The following is a 15,801-nucleotide window of genomic DNA, read 5'->3' on the forward strand; positions in this document are numbered from 1 at the left end:
GGACAGGCCCGCTCAGCCTGGCGAGTCGGTTGGTGGAGCCAGTTTCCGAAAAACCTGGTCGTAGTCCGCCGGGGCGTGTGCCCGCAGTCGCTGCTCTCCTCGCCGCATCACCCCGGCGACGAGCCAGGCAAGAAACCCGCAGCCGGCCTTCGGAGGAGACAGTGCCAGCTCCTCCCGAAGGATCTTCCACTGCAGACGGTACCTGAGCAAGCTCGACCGACTGATGGCACCGGGGCGCTGTCGGTAGCCGTACAGCGAATGGCGAATGCCGCACACGCTGCCACCCGCGGACAGCAGGCGAAGCCAGAGTACGTAGTCCGCTCTGGCTGGCCAATCCGGATACGCCAGGTCAGGATATGCCGCCGCCCTGAGCATCACCGTGGCACTGGCGATGCGATTGATCCGTGTCAGATCCCCATGGACGACACGCTCAGCTGGCAGAATGGGCAGGCTCCAGAGTCCAAGGTCCTCCGAACAGCGATGGTGGCCGGTCTGCGAAAAACTGCAGCCATGGGCGAGCATGTGTTCCAGCTGCAGTTCCAGCTTGCGGGGATGATACACGTCATCGCTGCCCAGGAAGCAGAGAAACTCCCCGCTCGCCAGCGTGATCCCATGGTTCATGGTGGCGGCGGCACCCAGGCGTGAGCCATTGCGTGCCCAGCGCAAGCGGGCATCCCGCCTGGCCCAGGCTTGGGCCAGCTCGGCCGAGCCATCGGTGGAGGCATCATCCACCAGAATCAGTTCCCAGTCCGGGCAAGTCTGAGCCACGACCGAGGCGATGGCCTGCTCCAGAAAGGGCCGAGTGTTGTGAATGGGCATGATCACGCTGATCAGTGGGCGTGATGGCAGCATGGGGCAAGGTGTCCGTTGATTGGCTTCGGCCCGAAACGCGGGAGAAGGCCAGGAACCTTCCCCGGGGGCGTGCATCACATCTGCAGGGTCATCCGGCCTGTATTCCGCGCGCCGGCTCACTCCCCGAGCGTACAGGCAGCTGTCGCAGACCAGCGGGCCGGCATCGCTGCGGCCTTCGTGCACGCCCGTGGTCCCACATCCATCGTGCGCCGTGCGCGACCCCGCAGGTCTGGCAGCAGGATCCGTGCCAGTCCCGGGCCAGAATGTGGATTGTGTTCGCCCTTCACCAGCAGCATGGCCTGCCTCTCGACCGGGTGCCGGTCGGTCCCTCCGGGCATTGCCCGCAGCGGGAGAGCGGCCAGCAGGCTGACCAGAGCCAGCAGTGAGAACGCGGTCGTCATGGGAGTCTCCTGTTGGGGCGCACAAGAGTATCATTCCCGCAAAACGGTTCCAACCGAAAGGATGGATGAAGGAACTCGGCACCACGACAGGAGTGATGTCAGGTGAGAGCCCGGGCAAGGCTCCCGGTGGGCTGTCCGGAGAGAGACCGCCCGGAATGCGGCAGGCATTCCGGGCGGTCGGCGTTCATTTGACGATGGTCATGCGGCGTGTGTCACGCACGCGCTGGTTCACTTCGAGAGAGTAGAAATAGGTTCCGCTGGGCAGCGCACCGGCATCGAAGGAGAAGCCGTGCGGACCCATGGCCTGGGGCCCCCGGTCGATGACGCGCACTTCGCGTCCCAGCAGATCGTGCACGAGGATCCGCACCTGCCCGGCCTGTGCCAGCGAGTAGTCGATGCGGGTGCCGGGATTGAAGGGGTTGGGAAAGTTGCCCAGCAACCTGTAGTCCAGGGGGCCGGCCAGCAGGTGGTCCGCGATGTCGCTGAGATTCTGGATCTCCTCGCGGAAGACACCGCCGCTGCGGGTGCCCACGTAGACATGGGTTGTGGTCATGGCGACACAGGTGATCGGGCCGCCGCTGACACCGCTCATGTCCAGAGGGTTGTAGGTGAAGAAGTCATTCGCCTGATAGCCCGCATCTCCGAAGGCCAGAGCCATGCCGGAGAAGGGATACAGGGCGACCGTGAGAAACACGCCGGGATTCTCGACGAGGGAATACCAGGTGATGCCGTAGTCCGGTGTGGCGATCAGGCCGCCATCGGTGGCCGCCATGATCAGAGTGCCCAGAACAACCACCCGGTGCGCCTGGAGCTCGGCTCCGCTGAGTCCGTCATTGATGTCGGTCCAGCTGGCCATGTTGTCCATGGAAAGAAAGATTCCTGCATCGGTCGCGATCACGCGGGGACTGATCTCGTCGTCATCGTATCCGCTGAGGTCGTTGACGAAGAGCGCATCGCCACTGAGACCATTGTTGAAGGCCGTCCAGGGACCATCTACCTCCGGACCGGCAAAGACCCCCTGCCCTTCGGTGCCCAGAGCCCAGTTGAATTCCTCGCTGTCCGCGCCGAACCAGAAGTAGTTGATCGCGCCGCTTCCCGGGCCGCTGCTGGCGCAGGGGAAGTACTCCTGCTGGTCCTGGGTGAAGTACGCGCCGGAGTCCGTGCTGGCCCAGATCACGCGAGGTCCACCTCCGCCCCTCAGGTCGCGGATGCTCGTATTGCCGATGTTGCCGTTGATCGCGCTCCAGGAGGTGCCATCCTCGCTGCGGAAAATGCCGCTGGCCGTGCCGGCCATCACGGTGTCCTGATAGGCGAAGATCGAACGGACATCCATGCTGCCCAGCCCGGTGTTCACTGCCTGCCAGCTGGCCAGGGCCGGAAGGCTGCCCGCCAGCAGCAGGAAGAGGATCGAGGGTCGTTTCATGCGCACGTTCCTTTCGGTGTGGTGTCGGGAGTCCTGTACCCGACAGAGCGATGGGCTGCCCGCAGGCAGGGTATGCGACAGGACGCTCCCGGGGAGCGCGGAGCAGACGGATCGGGTCTTTGCTGTGGTGTTTGTTCTTTGCCGTGTGGTCCGGTTTATCGGACACTCGCGCCGCGAAGTTCAGGTTCGCGCCAGGGGCGCCTGCAAGGTAGGAACGATCCAGCGGAAGGGCGATCGGCAATCACCCCTCTGGAAAATGGCGTCGGGGCTGCCTGCACAGGAGCAGGAAAGCCGGTCGACCGGGCTGGAGACAGAACACCCGCCCAGCTGGACGGGTGTTCGCAGGTTTCGCTGGCCAGGGGTCAGAAACCGTAGGTCATTTCGGCGGCAATGGCGAAACGGGAGTCGGTGGCCGCGCCGTCCTCGTCCAGCCAGATTTTCTGATCCACGCTGTCCAGGCGGAATTCGAGCACCGCGCCCAGCTTTTCGCCAAGAGTGAATGTGGGAGCGATGGTGAGCGAGCTGCGCGTCACGCCCGAAATGGCGCCGCTGACCGGGTCGATGAAGGCCTCGCCCAGACGCAGCATGTCGGCGTCGTCGAACTGGTCCACCCGCAGGGTCAGGCCCAGTGTCTCATTGATGGTCCAGTGACTCATCAGCAGAAAGCCGGTCCAGCTGCCATCGTTGCCTGCGGCATCGGTGTAGCTGCCCGTGTTGACTTCCAGTCCCAGCAGCCAGGCTCCGTGTTCCCAGCGGGCGTCCAGATCCAGCACCAGCTGGCCATCGTCGCCCGTGACTTCCGGGTCGGCAATCCACGAGAAGCCGCCGGAGAAGTCTCCCAGCTGGCCCCCCAGGCGGCCCGCGAAAGTTTTCTCCATGTCGGTTTCCGTGTTCGCATCCCAGCTGTTGGCCAGTATCAGCACCAGATCCAGCCCGGGGCGCAGCTGCAGATCGGTGCGCGCTCCGGTGAAGTTGGTGGGTAACCCATAGTCGAAGACGAGAGAGTGGCTGTACTGGTACATGTCCGGGGCATCCAGCGATTCGAAGCCAATGGGTGCATTGAAGCGGCCCAGACTGAGGCGGGCGTCCCAGGATCCGGGAAGTCCCAGGGACAGGTATCCCTGTTCCACGGCGGCGGCCCAGCCCCCGGCGCCATCATCGCTGAAGTCCAGATCGGCACGCAGCAGGACACCATCGTCCGACTGGCGCACCAGGTCCAGTTCCACCTGATCGGTACTGAAGGCCAGGGCCCGGGGATCGGCATCGTAGCGCAGGCTGGCGTCCACGAAGCCCGACAGGTCCACCTGGGCCAGGGCACTTCCGGCGCAGAGGCTGAGAAGCAGCAGGTTTCTCATGGTGTCTCCTAGAGGGTGTTGGTTTCGTAGGCCTTTTCGCCGTGCAGGGACTCGTCCAGCAGGCTTTCCTCGACTTCGGTGGTCCGTACCGGAGTGACGAGATTGATCAGCCAGAGCATTCCCCAGGTGAACACGAAGGCGTACACGCTGGAGATCGCGATCGCGGCCAGCTGTTTGCCGAAGAAGGCACTGCCACCGTAAATCAGGCCGTCGGCGCCATTGGGATTCACCACGGTGCTGCCCAGAATGCCCAGCATCACGATGCCCAGGGCACCGCCCATGCCGTGCACGCCCCAGACGTCCAGCGCGTCATCCCAGCCCAGCCGGTTCTTCAGGCCCACGGCCGCGTAACACACCAGGCCGGCCGCCACGCCTATCAGCGCGGCGTGTCCGGTTGAGACGTATGCCGCCGCCGGGGTGATGGTGGCCAGGCCGGCGACCGCGCCGGTCAGCAGGCCCACGAAGCGCGGCTTGCGCGTGGAGGTCCATTCGACGATCAGCCAGGTGATGGCCGCGAAGGAGGCGGCGATGTCCGTGTTGAAGAAGGCCAGGGCCGTGAAACGGTCCACCGCCAGTTCGCTGCCGGCGTTGAATCCGTACCAGCCGAACCAGAGCAGGCCCGTGCCCAGCGCCACCAGCGGAATCGAGTGGGGCTGGGGATCTTCGACCCGGCGCCGACCCACATAGAGCACCGAGGCCAGGGCCGCCATGCCCGCGATGTTGTGTACCGCGATGCCGCCGGCGAAGTCCAGCACGCCCCAACTGGCCAGCAGGCCGCCGCCCCAGATCATGTGCACGAAGGGGAAGTACACCAGCAGCAGCCAGAGCACCAGGAAGATCAGGTAGGCCGGAAAGCGCACCCGGTTGGAGAAGGCGCCCGTGATCAGGGCGGGCGTGATGATCGCGAACATCATCTGGTAGCCCACGAAGACCAGCATCGGGATCGCCCCATTGCCGTATGCCGTGGTGGAGTCGATGCCCTGCAGGAAGGCCATGTCCAGGTTGCCGATGATGCCGCCCTCTCCGCCACTGAAGCAGAGCGAGAAGCCCACCGCGTACCACAGGATGGTGGTCACGCCCATCGAGACGAAGCTCTGGATCATGATGCTGAGCACGTTGCGCCGTCCCACCAGGCCGCCGTAGAAGAAGGCCAGCCCGGGAGTCATCAGCATCACGAGGGAAGTTGCCACGAGCATGAAGCCCGTGTTGCCGGTGTCGAACATCCTCGCTCCTTGGTGATTTCCGGCCCGGGGGGTCCGGGCTCATGGATGCCCCAAGGTCCGGCAGCGCAGCCTGCCTGCCCATCGGGGATTTCCTGAAAGGAGGGGAGGGAATTCCTTGTTGGCGCGTGTCGGCGCGCTGGCGGGGCGGCTAGAGCTGGGTCAGGCCTTCGCGGATGGCGTATTTGGTGAGTTCGGCCACGCTGTGCAGATCCAGCTTGTCCATCAGCTGCTTGCGGTGGCTTTCCACGGTCTTGGCGCTCAGGTTGAGGGTCCCGGCCATCTCGCGCGTGCTGCGGCCTTCGGCCAGCAATTGCAGCACCTGGCGTTCGCGTGCGGTGAGAATCTTCCAGGCTCCCTCTTCCGGGGTCGCCACCGGATGCAAGAGCTCCTCGACCAGCAGGGTGGACACGCCACTGGAAACGGCCTTGTTGCCGCGGTGCACCTCGCGGATCACGCGGGCCAGCTCCTCGAAGCCGGCATCCTTGAGCAGGTAGCCGTCCGCGCCCGCGCGCAGGCTCTCGAGCACGAAGGTGCGCTCGCCGTGCATGCTCAGCATCACGATGCGCAACGCGGGGCAGCATTCCCGCAGACGGCGGGTCAGTTCGATGCCGTTCAGCCCGGGCATCGAGATGTCCAGCAGGGCCAGGTCGGGCGGGTCGGCGCGCAGTGCGTCCAGCGCCTGCAGCCCATCCTCGGCCTCGCCCGTGATCACCACGTCGCTCATGCGCTCCAGCAGCAGCCGCAGACCTGTCCGGAAGAGCCGGTGGTCGTCGGCCATGAAGATCCGGATCAACGCTTTCATGCCGGAGTCTCCTCAAGAGGCACCCGCAGCGTGGCCAGGCAGCCGTGTCCGGGGCGGCTCTCCAGCTCCAGATCGCCACCCAGGTCACGCAGGCGCGTGCGGATGCTGAACAGGCCGAAGGCATCCTGGCGCTGGATGTGGTCGGGGTCGAAACCCTGGCCGTCGTCACGCACGCTGAGCAACAGGTTGCCCGCGTGTGTCGCGAGGCTCAGCTCGACATGTGTCGCCCGTGCGTGTTTCCAGCAATTGGTCAGCAGTTCCTGGGCGGCCTTGAACAGCGACACCCGCACTTCCTCCGAGACACCCGGAACCGGGGTCGTGCGACAGCTGACCGCCAGACCATGGCGCTGCTGGAACTCCTCGGCCAGCCAGTCGCACGCGGGTGCCAGCCCCAGCTCGTAGAGCACGGGGGGGCTCAGGGTGGTGGTGAGGTGGCGTGTGGTGCGGATCGCGCGGTCAACCAGTGCCTGCAGGGGCACCAGCTCGTGATCCAGTCCGCTGAAGACCAGGTTGCCACGGGCTTGCCCCAGCTTGAGCCGGAGCAGGGCCAGGGTCTGGCCCAGTTCATCGTGCAGGTCGCTGGCGATCTGCCGGCGCTCGCGGGCTTCGGTCAGGCACAGCTCACGGGCCAGCCCGCGCAGGCGGGCGTTGGCTTCCTGCAGTTCGCGCGTGCGTTCGCGTACCGTGTCTTCCAGCCAGGCGACCCCGTCCTGGAGAGCGGCTTCCGCTTCCCGGCGCTGGGCCCAGCTGCCCAGCATCTGGGCCAGGGATTGCACCAGCTCCCGCTCTTCGTCCAGAAAGAGCGTGTCCCAGCCGGTGGCCTCGCCATGCCAGCTGCGGATCTCGATGCGGCCTGCGCGCCGAGTCTGGGTTCCGAACCCGGCCGCGAGCAGCGCCCCCTCGTCCCGGTCTCCGGTGCTGCACCAGCGTGTGCCGTCCAGCACGATCCGGGCGGAGGTCTCCAGCGGATACTGCATCGCCTCCGGCAGCAGATCCACGACCGTCTGCAGGATCAGCGCGGGCGACTGCCCGTCATCCTGAAGCAGCAGGGCCGTGCGGTGCAGGGCACGCAGTTCCTTGATCCGTTCCTGCAGTCTGTATTCGAGCGTTTGCGCCATCGTTCTCCCGGTTTCGGCGGCCAACAAGATGTGGACTGCGGAGCTGGGGCGGGCCGACATGGATCAAACCATGCACAAGGGGACGGACTCCCGGATGGATTCCGTCCCCTTGCCTGATTCCTGGAGTCCGGGCCTGGCCGGCACTCCCGGGTCAGTTGAGCGCGATCACCCGGAACAGGCCCACGCCCGCCGTCAGTGCCACGCTGTGCCCGGGTGCGCCCACGGTCGCGATGGGCGTCCAGGGGCCCGTGGGATCCGTGGCACCTTCCACGCGGTACTGCAGGGCGCCGCTCACGGGGCTCCAGCTCAGCAGCAGGTAGTTGGTCTGGTAGGCGATCTGCAGGTCGGTCACGGGGCCCAGCACGGTGGCCGAAGGCAGCAGGCCGGTGGTGAAGAGCAGGGCCAGCCCATCGGCGATGGCGGGATTGCTGGCCGGCAGCGCGCCGCCCGGGTTGCCCACACCATCGGAGCGGCCGTAGAAGTACTGCAGGCCGTCGGTTCCAGTGGGGTCTTCGATGCCCACGGTGGTGTTGTCGGTTTCACCCACGGTCTGGTACTGGAACACGATCGCCCCGTCGCCGCTTTGGGTCGGGTGTGACACGGGATCCAGCAGGATCACCTGGAAGCTCTCGAAATCCGTGGCGGGCGAATACTGGCGAATCGAGTGATACTCGATGATGAACCGTCCGTTGGCCGCGTCGTGCCACCAGGACACGTTGCCGGAGGCGGCCTGCTGGGGACTGAGGTCCTCCCAGAAGGGCGCCAGCACCGCATTGGGATTGTCGGCCAGAGGAATCGCCTGGCCGCGCCATTCGGTGGCACTGCTGGTGCCCAGCGCGATCCAGCCGTTGCCGCAGACCGAGAGGCTCGAGAAGGGCAGTCCGTAGTACGGGAAGTCGAAAGGCAACGCCAGGGGCAGGGTCTGGTCGTCATCGGTGAAGTTCAGCGCCGTGCCCGGACCGCCCTGCTCGGGGTCGATGGGGGTCCAGTCGTACACCACCCGGTTGTGTCCCTGCAGCACCAGCACATGGCCTTCGGAGCCCATGGTGAACACGCTCTCGGTCCAGTCCGCATCGCCGGCATCGAAGGCGCGGTAGCCATGGCCGTCGGCGGCCTGCGGCTCGTGGATCACTCCCGGGGCGCCGCGGCTGACCACCGTGTACTCAGCACCCACGGGCAGCATGAAGGAGAATCCGCCATCCATGCCGGTCAGCTGGGCGGGCAGGGGCACATCCAGCACCTCGACCTCGGCACCCGCGAGCGGCAGTCCGGCGCCGTCCAGCAGAGTCCCGCTGAGCAGGGCGACATCTCCGGGCTGCAGGTCGAAGTTCTGGATCACGGTGCCGTCCTCGGGCAGCACGACCGGCAGACTCAGCGCGGCGTATCCGAAAGCCTCGGCACTCACGGTCCACAGGCCCGGCTGCAGCGCCAGGCTGTAGTGTCCCGCTTCGTCGGTCAGCGTGCCGTGATCGCCGGGCTGGGCCACGACACTGGCTCCGGCCAGAGGGGCACCGCCGTTGGCCGCGCTCACCGTGCCTTCCAGCAGGGCACCGCCGATCTGGGAGATCAGCTGGGCCGCGGAGAACAGGTTCAGCCGGCCTCCGCTGACCGTGATCCCGGCCAGTGCGGGCAGTGGATCGACGCTGTCCATGATGATCTGCTTGAGCTGCAGCGCGCCCGCACCAGGATCGGCTGCGTACGCCGCCGTGAATCCGGGGCCGGCCACGCTGTGCAGGAAGGCCACTGCGCCCGCCAGATGGGGTGTGGCCATCGAGGTGCCGGTGAGGGTGGCCGTGCTGTTGCCCGTATACGTGGAGAGCACGTTCGTGCCCGGTGCGCCCAGATCGATGGTGGTGGCGCCGTAACCCGCCCCGTTGTACTTGGTGTCGGTGCGCGTGGTATTGGTCACCGAAATCAGCCAGGGGCTGGAACAGCTGGTGGGCACATCGCCCTGGGTGTCCACATTGTAGTTGGCATTGGCCGTGGCGGCCGCGCTGAGAATGCCCACGGCGCCCATGGCATCGTAGAGATCATTCCAGATCGGGTAGCTGCCCGAGGCGCAATTGGCCAGGTCCACTCCGAAACTGCTGTTGGTGGAGACCACATTGGCACCGCCGCTGCCGCCACTGGAAATCCAGAGGGTCTTCTGGTCCAGCACGTAGCCATAGCCCACGCTGATCACCGAGGTGCTGCCGCTGCTGGCGGCCACCGCCATCAGTTTCACGTTCCAGTTGATGCCCGTGACCTGGCTGTTGTCATTCCCGCGGGCGCCCACGGTGCCCGCCACGTGGGTGCCGTGTCCGTCGCTGGGGATCGTGCCGTCGTTGCTGTAGCCATCCCAGCCGTTGATGTCATCCACATAGCCGTTGCCGTCATCGTCCACTCCGGGGGTGCCCGATGCTTCGGCCGCGTTGATCCAGAGGTTGGGGGCAATGTTGCTGTGAGTCAGTTCCATGCCGCCGTCGACGATGGCCACCACGATCTGGTTGCCATTGCCATCCAGCCCGCCGGTGCCCAGGTCCCAGGCTTCGGGCATGTCGATATCGGCGTCCACCGTGCCACCCGACTGCCCCGTGTTGTGCATGTCCCACTGGGTGCCGAAGCTGGGGTCATCGGGAAAGGTCTGGCGCTTCTCCAGAATGTGATCGGCCTGGGCCCAGCGCAGACCCGGGCTGCGCTCGAGGTCCAGCAGGGCTTCGCTCACGCTCCACCCGGGTTCCAGGGTCGCCAGCCAGATGTCCAGCCGCGGCACCAGTGGCTTGAGACTGCTGATGCGTGGCTCGTTCAGCAACCAGCGGCCTTCGCTGTCGCTGGCGACATGGTGATCGAAGCGGAGCAGGACCTGTCCCGCCTGACAGGGCGTGGTTCCAGGGCTCCAGGCGAGCAGCGCGGGTGCCAGGGCCAGCAGGCCTCCGGCAATGGTGAGAAAGGACAGAGCCTTGGACATGGACGACTCCTTGGCAGGTACAGGATTGGATGGTTGTTGGTCGGCAACGTGGTTGGGTCTTGCCGGGATTGAAGCTACCAAAGCCACAAGCGTGCCGGTAGCCCGGAATGCGGGTCCGCACGAATTGCGGTCCGGACCGTCAAAAGTCCTTTTTTGGCCATTCCATCCTGACGATACTCCCTGCGTCGATCGTCGCCCGGTGGGATCGGACCAGCGTTTTCATGCACTTGCACTCTCCTGGATGCGCCGGAACGTCCTCGTGGGAAGAGTCGCCAATCAACCTGTTTCACGGAAAAGCGGAGGCTTCATGCAGCCAGAATCGAAAATGATGCGCCCCCTGGGGTGGTTGGCCAGCGCAGGCCTGCTTGCCTTGCTCGTGTGCCCCCGGTCGCAGGCGGCCGAACCGGGCAGTCTGGAGGAAACCCTTGAGACCCTTTCCGCGGATGCGGCGGCCTCCTATCTCTCGCCGATCAGTTCGGCTTTCGGAGCCAACCTCAATTCGGGCTGGTTCCGTCGGGCGCCCCAGGCCAAGAAGCTTGGTTTCAGTTTCGAAGCGGGCATGGTGCTGATGGGATCCTTCTTTCCCACGGACGCCGGCCACTTCTCGGTCAATGGTGATTTCCGGCTGAGCTCTTCGGAGGCCAATTTCCTGCTGGATGAGATGGAGAACCAGCAGGGTGGAGCTTTGCCTTCGTTCGTGCGGGATGCATTGATCGAGGAAATCACCAGCCAGTACACGTCGGTGGGGATTTCGGGAGCCACGGTGATCGGCGCGGCCAGCGACAGCGTGACCATCGCCTTTCCCGGAGCCACCTATTCCGCCTATGGGCTGGATTACGATGTCCCGGCGGCCGCGGTCAAACTGCCCTTCGGTGGCTTTGGCGATCTGGCCGATGTGCCGTTGCTGCCCCTGACCGTGCCCCAGTTCTCGGTGGGCACCTTCTACGGCACCAACTTCACGGTTCGCTGGTTGCCCGCGGTGGAGCTGAGTCCCGAGCTGGGTGACTACAAGTATTCGGGCTTCGGCATCCAGCACAATCCGGCCATCTGGATGGACCGCAAGCTGCCCGTGGATCTGGCGCTCAGCTTCTTCACCCAGAGCATGAAGGTGGGCAACCTCTTCGACTGCAAGGCCACCGCCTTCGGGGTCACGGCCAGCAAGCAATGGGGCTGGCGCTTCCTGAATCTCACGCCCTATGCGGGTTTCCTGCTCGAGTCCGCCGAAATGGGCGTGACCTACGACCTGATGGTGCCGGTACCGGTGAGCGCTCTCTACCCGGATGGCGTGTACACCGAGAAGGTGGACATCACCCTCGAAAGCGAGAACAGCTCGCGCCTGGTGCTGGGCACCAATCTGCGGCTGGGCATCGTCAACTGGAACCTGGACTACAGCCTGGCCAAGTACTCGGGTTTCAGCACGGGCATCTCGCTGGCCTTCTGACCGGCGCGCTGGCGCCTCACAGTCTGGAATCGCACAGGGGGCGTGTCCGCGGACACGCCCCCTTGTTGTGTGAGTCAGCTCCGGGGCTCAGCGCACCAGCAGCATCTTCTGACGCTTGATGCCGTCTTCGGTGGAGAGCACCAGCACGTACATGCCGCTGGCGGAATCGCCGGCGTTCCAGATCATCCGATGGTTGCCCGCGGGCAGCGGCCCGTCCTGCAACACGGCCACGCGCTGGCCGCGCAGGTTGAAGACTTCGGCCCGCAGGCGCATCTCGCGCGGCAGACCGAAGGAGATGGTCGTGCTGGGGTTGAAGGGATTCGGGTGATTGGGCGACAGCTGGAAGCGGTCGGGCAGAGCCGCATCGGCCAGATCGAGGAAGCCCAGGAACCAGCTGCAGTCCACACCGCCGGCGTTGACCACCGTGCTGTCATCGTGCACTTCGGCGTACACCGTGATGTCCTGCGGGTCCTCAATCCAGGGCGTCAGGTCCAGACAGAAAGCTGCGCAATCGGCTGTGCTGTCAAAGGCCTGGGTGCACACCATCTCGTCGTTGACGAACCAGACCACGCTCAGGCTGTCGCCGTCGATGTCGTTCAGCGTGATGCCCGCGCTGGCGAAGGCGGTGGCGAAGGCTTCCAGGTCCTCGATCTCGCCGCAGTCGATGCCGCAGAGACTGTACTCGGGCGCGTCGTTCACGGCCGTGACCAGCAGATCGAAACTGCCCTGGTCACTGCATTCGCCACTGGTGATCGAATAGTTCACGGCCAGGGTGCCATTGAAGTTGGCGGGCACGTTCACCGAGACGTCGTCGGCATTGATCACGTCCCCGTCGGGGTCGATGTAGTGGCTGATCAGTTCGGCACCGGTAATCGTGTACACCATGTCCTCATCGGGCTCGGGCATGCTCACATCCTCGAAGGGAGTGACCAGCACCGGGCAATCGTTCTGGTTCAGCACGGTGATCACGACCCAGGCCAGATCCGACTGGGCCAGACCATCGTCGGCCCGGAAGCTCAGGGAGTCCAGTCCGAAGAAGTCCAGCACGGGCGTGTAGTTTCCGCCGAGGAAACTGCCGTGCTGGGGCATGTCCACGGTGACGAAGGTCAGTTCGTCGCCATCCACGTCGCTGCCGCTGAAGGTGATCGCCAGGGTCGTCTCCTCGGGCGTCTCCAGGACCTGGGAGTCGGCCAGCGGAGCATCGTTCACCGGGTTCACGGTGAAGAAGATCCAGGCGGTCTCCGAATCCAGTTCGCCGTCGTTGGCGTGGTAGGACATGGAGTCACTGCCGAAGAAATCGGGGGCAGGCGTATACGTGCTGCCGGCGAAGAGGCCATGCAGTGGGGCGGTGTCGATCGTGACGGTCAAGGGCGAGCCTTCCACGTCGGCGATCGGCAGGGTCACGTCCAGCGCGGTGTCCTCGTCGGTGTCCAGGCTCAGGCTGCCCGCGGTGGGGGCGTCGTTCACGGCGCTCACGCTCACGTGCAGGGTGTCACTGGCGACCAGGCGCAGGGCGCGGTCGTCGATGGTGAAGGTCAGCGTCTCCTCGCCGGACCAGTTGGCGGGCGCGCCCACCACCACATCGTAGCCCGTGATGTTCACGATCAGATCGGTGGGGGTGGCCACGCTGATCACCAGGCTGTCCATGTCCACGTCGGACATGAAGTCGGTGAAGTCAAGCACCAGCGAATCGTCCTCGGCCATGGTCAGGCTGGCGGGCAGGTCGAGCAGCGGGGCGTCGTTGATCGGCTCGATGTTGACCTGGATGGCCGTCCAGAAGGACCAGACCGTGCCGTCGAAGGCGCGATAGGCGAAGGCATCGAAGCCGTTCCAGTCGGGGAACGGGATGTAGGTATTGCCTTCGACGATTCCATGGGCGGCACCGAAGGTCTCGTAGGTCAGCTCATCGCCGTCCACATCCTCACCTTCCCAGGGAATGGTGGCGGGCGTGTCTTCCGGTGTGTACATGTTGAACTCGCTCACCGTGGGTGGGTCGTTCACCGGCAGCACCGTCAGGGTGAAGGTTTCCGAGGTCTCGAGCAGCTCGGGGTCGGTCAGGGTCACGGTGATGTGCGCCGTGCCGTTCCAGTTGGCCACGGGGCTCAGGGTGAGCCACTGGGACTCACGCAGGGTCAGCCATTCCGCCACGACGCCGCTGGTATCGGAGGAGACGTCGAAGGTCAGACCCGCTTCTTCGGGATCATATCCGGTGACCACGAAACTTGTCTGGGTGTCTTCGTTGGTCTGGCGCGCGCCGATCGGATTCAGGATCGGAGGCTGGTTCTCGAGATCATAGGTGAAGGAGAACACGCTGGTGGCCCAGACCGGAGCGCTGTTGCCGTCGTCGGCCTTGACGGTCCACCAGTAGGTGGCACCGGGCGTGCCGCCCACGGTCACGCTGGTATCGAACAGACCACCTTCCACGGGGCTGGTGGTGACGGACTCGGGATCTTCGGCGACGTATACCGTATAGGTCACGGTGTCTTCAAGGTCGGGGTCCACACTTTCTTCCCAGCTCAGAGTGGCGGGGAAGGCGACCATGGTGGCCTCATCCGCTGGGGCCAGCAGGTCGAAGGCCTGGGGGGCATCGGCGGTGGGGCTGACGGTCACATGGAAACTGATGCTGTCTTCCAGATCGGTGAGGTCGGTCACCGTCACGGTGACGTCCGCCTCGCCATACCAGTCGGCTGCGGGGGTCAGGCTGATCAGGCGTGAGTCGCGCGCGGGCACCAGCTCGACCACCAGATTGGGGTCGCTGCTGGCGAACTGGAACTCCAGCGTGGGTGAATCGGGGTCGGTGGCGCTCACCTCAAGGTCCACGCCGGTGTCCTCGTCAAAGACCTGGTCGTCCACGGCGTCAAGCACTGGCGGCAGATTGCGGGTGAAACTCCAGACGGGGCTGTCGGTCTCGCTCTCGCTGGAGTCGTAGGTGCGCACACCCCAGTACCAGGGGCCCGGGCTGAGGATCTCGTGGTACAGGGTGGTGTCGGAAATCCAGCTGGCCACCTCGTTCTCGACATCCCAGACCGTGTTCTCGTCGGTGGAAAGGAACACGCTGTAGTAGAAGTCGTCCACGGGATCGGGATCGGAGCCCGACTGCCAGAGGAGCTGGGCCGTGGTCACGTTCAGCACGGCCTCGTCCTCGGGCAGCAGCAGGCTGAAAGCGCTGGGCGGATCGTTCACATTGTTGACCGTGAGCAGGAAGGAGCCCTGGTCCGTGTTGCCGTCGCTGTCGGTGACGCTCAAGGTGATGGTCACCTCACCGTAGAAATCCAGACCGGGAATCAGCGTCAGGTTGCAGTCCTGATACTCCACCGGTTCTTCGATCTGCAGCGACACGCGCGGATCGCTTGAACTGGCTTCGAAGTCCAGGAAATCACCGTCCTCGTTGTCGCTGGCGGACACATAGATCTGGAGCGGTGTCTCCTCGAATGTGGACTGGTCGTTCACCGGATTCAGCAGCGGAGGCGTGCCCGGATCGAAGAAGGTGAAACTGAAGGTGCTGTCGGCCCAGACCAGGTGGTCGGCCGTGTCCTCCACGGAGACGGTCCAGTAGTAGGTGACACCCGGATCACCGCTGAAGCTATAACTCAGCAGGTCGATGCCCGAGGACACGGGAAAGCCGTCGAGCCCATCGGGCGAGGTGGCAACGTATACCGTATAGGTCAGGTCCTCCATCTCGAAATCGCTGCTGGCCTGCCAGCTCAACGTCACGGGGCTGGCCTGATCCACGCTGCCGTTGGCCGGGCTCAGCAGATCGAAGCCCATCGGGGGCAGGTTCACCGCATCACAGTGCATGGTGGGAAAGCTGGTCGGTCCCGAGGGCGGATTGGCCGGACCCGGGATGTAGAACACCGTGAAAGGGTTCAGGGTGAGCGTTTCGGTGCTGCACCCATAGTCAATGGTGATCGAATTGATCGGAGCGGCATTGAGAATCTCGTCGTCACGCGTCCAGACCGCGTGGTACATCAGGGGAAAGCCTGAGGGACCACTGAGATCGGCCTCGTAGTCGACGCCCGTGGGAAAACCGATGTTCGCATAGACGTGCGCGGGTGCCGCGCTGCCGGTGAACAGATTCGGATCGAAGTCGATCTGATGTTCGGCGTGGCTCACTCCAGCCAGAGCAAGCAGCAGGGGTATCATCCATTGTTTCATGCTGGACTCCAGGTAACAGGTGGATTTCAGAATCGCGCAATAGTACGAATCGGCAATCAGCGGGGCCACTGGAGCCCGCAAGCA

At 64.8% G+C, this 15,801-nt stretch carries 10 protein-coding genes; 1 reads left to right on the forward strand and 9 read right to left on the reverse strand.

The window, feature by feature from the left end:
• Window positions 1–12: 12 nt before the first annotated feature.
• The 8 genes from H6678_11730 to H6678_11765 all read right to left on the reverse strand — a co-directional run bounded on the left by H6678_11730 (window position 13) and on the right by H6678_11765 (window position 10,121).
• A complete protein-coding gene (locus tag H6678_11730; GenBank protein MCB9474473.1) occupies window positions 13–852 on the reverse strand; it encodes a glycosyltransferase family 2 protein in 840 nt (279 codons plus the stop codon).
• A gap of 116 nt (window positions 853–968) precedes the next feature.
• Complete coding sequence (locus H6678_11735; GenBank protein MCB9474474.1) at window positions 969–1,253, reverse strand: hypothetical protein; 285 nt, start codon at window positions 1,251–1,253, stop codon at window positions 969–971.
• Window positions 1,254–1,437: 184 nt separating this feature from the next.
• On the reverse strand, window positions 1,438–2,676 hold the full coding sequence (locus H6678_11740) for a T9SS type A sorting domain-containing protein (GenBank protein ID MCB9474475.1): 1,239 nt from the start codon (window positions 2,674–2,676) through the stop codon (window positions 1,438–1,440).
• Window positions 2,677–3,038: 362 nt separating this feature from the next.
• Window positions 3,039–4,031, reverse strand: a complete 993-nt coding sequence (locus tag H6678_11745; GenBank protein ID MCB9474476.1) for an outer membrane beta-barrel protein — start codon at window positions 4,029–4,031, stop codon at window positions 3,039–3,041.
• An 8-nt stretch (window positions 4,032–4,039) separates the two neighbouring features.
• Complete coding sequence (locus H6678_11750) at window positions 4,040–5,254, reverse strand: ammonium transporter (GenBank protein MCB9474477.1); 1,215 nt, start codon at window positions 5,252–5,254, stop codon at window positions 4,040–4,042.
• Between the two features lie 148 nt (window positions 5,255–5,402).
• A complete protein-coding gene (locus tag H6678_11755) occupies window positions 5,403–6,056 on the reverse strand; it encodes a response regulator transcription factor (GenBank protein MCB9474478.1) in 654 nt (217 codons plus the stop codon).
• Window positions 6,053–7,174, reverse strand: a complete 1,122-nt coding sequence (locus H6678_11760; GenBank protein MCB9474479.1) for a hypothetical protein — start codon at window positions 7,172–7,174, stop codon at window positions 6,053–6,055. The genes H6678_11755 and H6678_11760 overlap by 4 nt, the downstream gene beginning before the upstream one ends.
• 151 nt (window positions 7,175–7,325) lie before the next feature.
• Window positions 7,326–10,121, reverse strand: a complete 2,796-nt coding sequence (locus tag H6678_11765) for a S8 family serine peptidase (GenBank protein MCB9474480.1) — start codon at window positions 10,119–10,121, stop codon at window positions 7,326–7,328.
• A 307-nt stretch (window positions 10,122–10,428) separates the two neighbouring features.
• On the opposite strand from H6678_11765, the gene H6678_11770 reads away from it, so the two are divergent.
• Window positions 10,429–11,562, forward strand: a complete 1,134-nt coding sequence (locus H6678_11770; protein ID MCB9474481.1) for a hypothetical protein — start codon at window positions 10,429–10,431, stop codon at window positions 11,560–11,562.
• Between the two features lie 87 nt (window positions 11,563–11,649).
• Here the strand turns inward: H6678_11770 and H6678_11775 are convergent, their stop codons facing one another.
• Window positions 11,650–15,717 carry a tandem-95 repeat protein gene (locus H6678_11775; GenBank protein MCB9474482.1) on the reverse strand — a complete coding sequence of 1,356 codons (4,068 nt, stop codon included), beginning with the start codon at window positions 15,715–15,717 and terminating at the stop codon, window positions 11,650–11,652.
• Between the last annotated feature and the right edge of the window lie 84 nt (window positions 15,718–15,801).

The organism is Candidatus Delongbacteria bacterium (genome assembly GCA_020634015.1).
Classification (GTDB): Bacteria; CAIWAD01; CAIWAD01; order CAIWAD01; family CAIWAD01; genus JACKCN01.